This is a genomic window from Veillonella sp. (genome assembly GCF_015058545.1).
Taxonomy (GTDB): Bacteria; Bacillota; Negativicutes; order Veillonellales; family Veillonellaceae; genus Veillonella_A.
In genome coordinates, this window is sequence record NZ_SVCB01000049.1 from 1 (window position 1) to 4,679 (window position 4,679).

Sequence of the window (4,679 nt, forward strand, 5' to 3'; positions counted from 1 at the left end):
AACCTATTATTCAATTGATACTGTTACAGCTGATACAGTATTACAAGTTGTGAAAGGAAACCGCCTATAATGAAACGAATTTTATACATTACTAATATGGCTAAACAATTACAACATATTCGTGAGGTTGAAAATAAAGGTCGTATTGAGGCTAAATCGCATTTTAATATTGATTTATATAATTTGAAACATGAGCCGGAATGGAATTCTACTTGGGAAGAACGGTTAAAAGCAGCAGATGTAGTTATTTTAAAACATATGGGGACCGGATTGGATACGCCGTTTTTAAGACGGTTAGCTAATTGGTTATATCAAAATCATCCTTGCTATGCTTTATATGCGGATGAAAACCAAGATACAGATAAACTAAGAGCCGGTATGAGTGAAGCGGAAATGATTCGTTTGTCGGAATACCAACAGCTGAGCGGGCTTATCAACTATGAAAATTCATTTTTATATGCCGCATCCTTAGCAGGTGAAGCTGTTGAAGTGCCGGATCCGATACAGGTTCTTTGGCAAGGGATTCTGGGCGAAAATGGGGTTACTTATGCAACCTATAAAGAATATGTCGAGGCTGAAGGTTTGGATAATCGGCCGGGTATCGGAGTATTTTTCTATCGTGAAGAATGGATTATGCGAGAGCTTTATTATCCTGAATTGTTGCGACAAACGATTAAGTCTCAAGGCTATAATCCTATCATTTTTTTCGGTCAATATGGCGGTAATCCATTAATAGGGGCGCCATCATTAAATGAGTCTTTACGGATTTTGTTTGGCGAAGGGAATTTACCGTTTGAGGTATTAATTAATACTTGTAAGTTTTCGCTTATTAGTTTAAAAGCAACAACTCAGGAAGATATTAGTCATTGGGATATTCCCATCTTAATGGGATATAACATCTATATGGATGAAGCGGCTTGGGAAAACAATGTGCAGGGTTTGAGTCCTTTAGACGTGAATTTATCGGTATCTTTACCGGAATTTGACGGTTCGCTTCACGGTGGGGTCGTGTCAGCACAGACTAATATTGATGGATTGTATATATATTGGCCTGTTAAAGAGCGTATAGAATCAATTGTAAAACGAGCTATAAAATATGTAAAACTTAGGGGTCTATTACCGAAAGAAAGAAAAGTGGCTATTATTCTTCATAATTATCCCCCTAAAAATTCCAATATAGGTTCGGCAGCCGGTTTAGATACCCCGGAGTCTGTACAGCGTTTGTTAGTGGCAATGAAGAGTGCCGGCTATACTATTGACTCAATTCCTGAGTCGGGGGCTGAATTAATGGATGTTGTTTTATCGCATGCTACTAATGATCGTAGTATGCTTACAGAGGAACAGGCTGAATCAACTGAAGGTAAACTAAGTAAAAAGCAATATGAGGCATTTTTTGCCTCTTTACCGGATAAAGCCAAAGCCGATATGGAAGACGGTTGGGGGCCGGTACCGGGAGAAGTATTCCGTTATGGTGAGGAGTTGATGATTTCCGGATTTAGTAACGGTAATATATGGGTAACAGTGCAACCGCCACGCGGTTTTGGCGAAAATCCAAGCAAATTGTATCATGATCCGGTTTTGCCACCGACACATCATTATGAAGGTTTTTATTATTGGCTTCGTGAAATATTTAAAGCCGATGTGGTAATGCATGTTGGTACTCATGGCTCCTTGGAATGGCTACCGGGGAAAGGCACAGGATTAAGCCCTTCCTGCTATCCGGAAATGGGGATTCAAGATTTGCCAAATGTATATCCTTATTGGATGACCATTGTCGGTGAAGGTATACAGGCTAAAAGGCGGAGTTCCGCGTGTTTAATCGGCCATATATCACCACCTATGTCTAAGGCAGGTCTTTATGATGAATATGAAGAATTAGAAAATCTCTTGGATGAGTACGGGCATTTTGAATTGGAATCGCCGGAAAGTTTAACTTCATTGTATACAGCCATTGTTGAACAAGCTAAAGCATGTCATTTTTGGGAGAGTATTCCAGAAGATAAAATGACTGATGCGGAAAGTGTATTGGCCTATTTGCATGAGTTGCTGACAGACTTAAAATATATGCAAATGCGTACGGGTTTGCATATTCTGGGTAAGGCGCCGACAGGTAAGGATTTACAAGAATTTTTATTAGCTCTTATGCGAGTTCAAAACGGTATTGTACCGGCATTACCGGATACGATTGCCAAAGGTCTGGGCTATGATTGGAATACATTGGAACAGTATGGCGGTCAAAAGGTAGATTCTTTACAAATAGGTGAACAAATCAATTCTAATGAGAATCAAGACTTTTTGTTTACCGGTAAATGTATACTTCGCAACAAAGATATTGTAGATCAAATATGGCATGTGATTCGTGATGTGATTGCACATTTAGCAGAAAATGACTATATCTATTCCGACTCATGGCAACATTTGGAATCAGTTAATACGTTATGGCAACGGTATAGTGTTGAAAAAGACAGTAAGGTAAAGCAAGTTTGTTTGACTGAAATCGGTTCGATTTTATTGGAGGCTTGTCACGAGTACGTGCCGAAATTAAAGCAGACCGAACAGGAAATAGGACATACATTAAAAGCTTTGGCCGGCCATTATATTGAACCGGGGCCGGGCGGTGCCGCAACGAGTGGACGAGCCGACGTCTTACCGTCAGGTCGCAATTTCTTCGGTGTGGATGAAAGAATGTTGCCTACGAAAGTTGCTTATGAATTAGGAAGTACATTAGCTGATCAGGTTATAACCGATTTCATTAAAGAGGAAGGGCATTATCCGGAGTCGATTGGCATAGTTCTATGGGCCGGTAGTAATACGCGAAGCCATGGCCAATGTTTAGGCCAGTTTATGAATTTAATGGGGGTTCGACCAATTTGGCAAGGTGGCGGTGGTCGTGTTATCGGAGTTGAGGCTATACCGCTTGCAGAACTGAAACGACCACGTATTGATGTAACCGGACGAATAAGTGGTCTTATCAGAGACATGATGCCAAATGCCTTAAAATGGCTTGATAAAGCAGTAACTTTGGTTGCTGAATTGGATGAGAGTGAAGAAGATAATTTTATAAAAAAACATATTAATGAGGATGTTTCTTGGCTTGTGTCAGAAGGTGAAGATGAGAAAGCCGCTTATCAAAAAGCCAGATTCCGTTTATTTGGGGATCCACCCGGGGCATATGGGGCCGGTATTGGACAATTAATTGAGCAGAAAAATTGGGAGTCGATTGATGATTTGGCCGATGTTTATGTAACTTGGGGTAGTTATTGTTATGGTGACGGTGCTAAATCAAATCAGGATAAACGCATATTTAGAAGAAGATTAGCTACTATGGAAGTTACTATTAAAAATGAGGATAATCGTGAAACTCATATGCTAAGTTCTGATGATTATAATGCCTACCATGGCGGGTTGATAGCAGCCGTTCGTAGTATCCGCGGAGAAGCCCCACGTTCCTATGTAGGTGACAGTTCGAACCGTAAGCAGGTAAAAACACGAGATTTAAAAGAAGAAGTTAATCGTTTGGTTCGCGGTGAAACCTTAAATCCTAAGTTCATCGAAGGCATGCAACAACATGGTTATAAAGGGGCGGCGGACTTGGCAAATGTTGTGGCTCATAGTTTTGCCTGGGATGCTACAAGTGCTGTAATAGACAATTGGGTGTATGAAGGATATGCCAATAAGTATGCCTTAGATAAAGAGATGCAAGAGTGGATGCAATCTGTTAATCCATGGGCGTTAGCACGTATTGCCGAGACGCTGTTAGAAGCTATTCAACGTGGCTTATGGAATGCACCTAAAGACATGGAAGACCAATTAAAGCAATTATATTTAGCCATGGAAGGTGAAATTGAAGGACGATAGTCTATGAATTTTTATAGAAGAATAGTGCTTTTTATAATCTTTTGTTTGACGCTCTTTGCCATTGTGGGCTGTAAGACGTTAGATGAGACAAAACCGATTGAAGGGACGCACTTAGTGAGGGACTCTACGGGAGCGACGGTACAGATACCGGATAATCCGATGCGTATAGTTCCAATTGGTGTAAGTACGGAGGATATGGTGATTTCTTTAGTAGGTCCACAGAAGATTGCAGCTTTAGGGAATTTACCGAATAATTTTCCGGAAGAATCCAAGCAAATAAAAGCACGGGTAAAACTGAATACGGAAGCAGTATTGGCATTACATCCGGATTTATTGATAGTTCCCGATTGGGTAGATCAAGAAATGGTAATCACTTTACGAGGCTTAAATGTGCCTGTCTATGTGTATAGAGCCCCAAGAACGATAGAGGATAGTGAAAAGACGATTTTAGAACTAGCTGATTTGTTAAATCAGAAGAGTAAAGGTGAAGCAATTGTAAAGTCAATGCAGCAACGATTGGCAAAAGTTACAGCATTTACGGAGCAAGTTCAACATAGAAAAATTATTGGTTTTTATGGCGTTTTAGGACTTACCGGCGGGATCGGGAGTACTTTTGACAATATGACTCAGCTGATAAATGCGGCCAATGCAGCTACTTTATTGGGATTGGATATAAGTGATAGCGGTACTCGTGAAGATTTAATTCGAATTAATCCTGATGTTATTATCGTACCGTCTACTGCTTATAGTTTCGATCAGTACAAAGAAATAGAAGTAACAGCTTTATATAGTGATCCGGCCTTAAAGGATGTGAAGGCAGT

General features: G+C 40.2%; 2 protein-coding genes. Both read left to right on the forward strand.

Features of this window, described 5'->3' with window-relative positions; translation table 11 throughout:
- Nucleotides 1-69 precede the first annotated feature (69 nt).
- A complete protein-coding gene (gene cobN, locus E7204_RS03040; protein ID WP_295181427.1) occupies nt 70-3,858 on the forward strand; it encodes a cobaltochelatase subunit CobN in 3,789 nt (1,262 codons plus the stop codon).
- A 3-nt stretch (nt 3,859-3,861) separates the two neighbouring features.
- On the forward strand, nt 3,862-4,679 hold an 818-nt coding region (locus E7204_RS03045), incomplete at its 3' end, for an ABC transporter substrate-binding protein (RefSeq protein WP_295181429.1).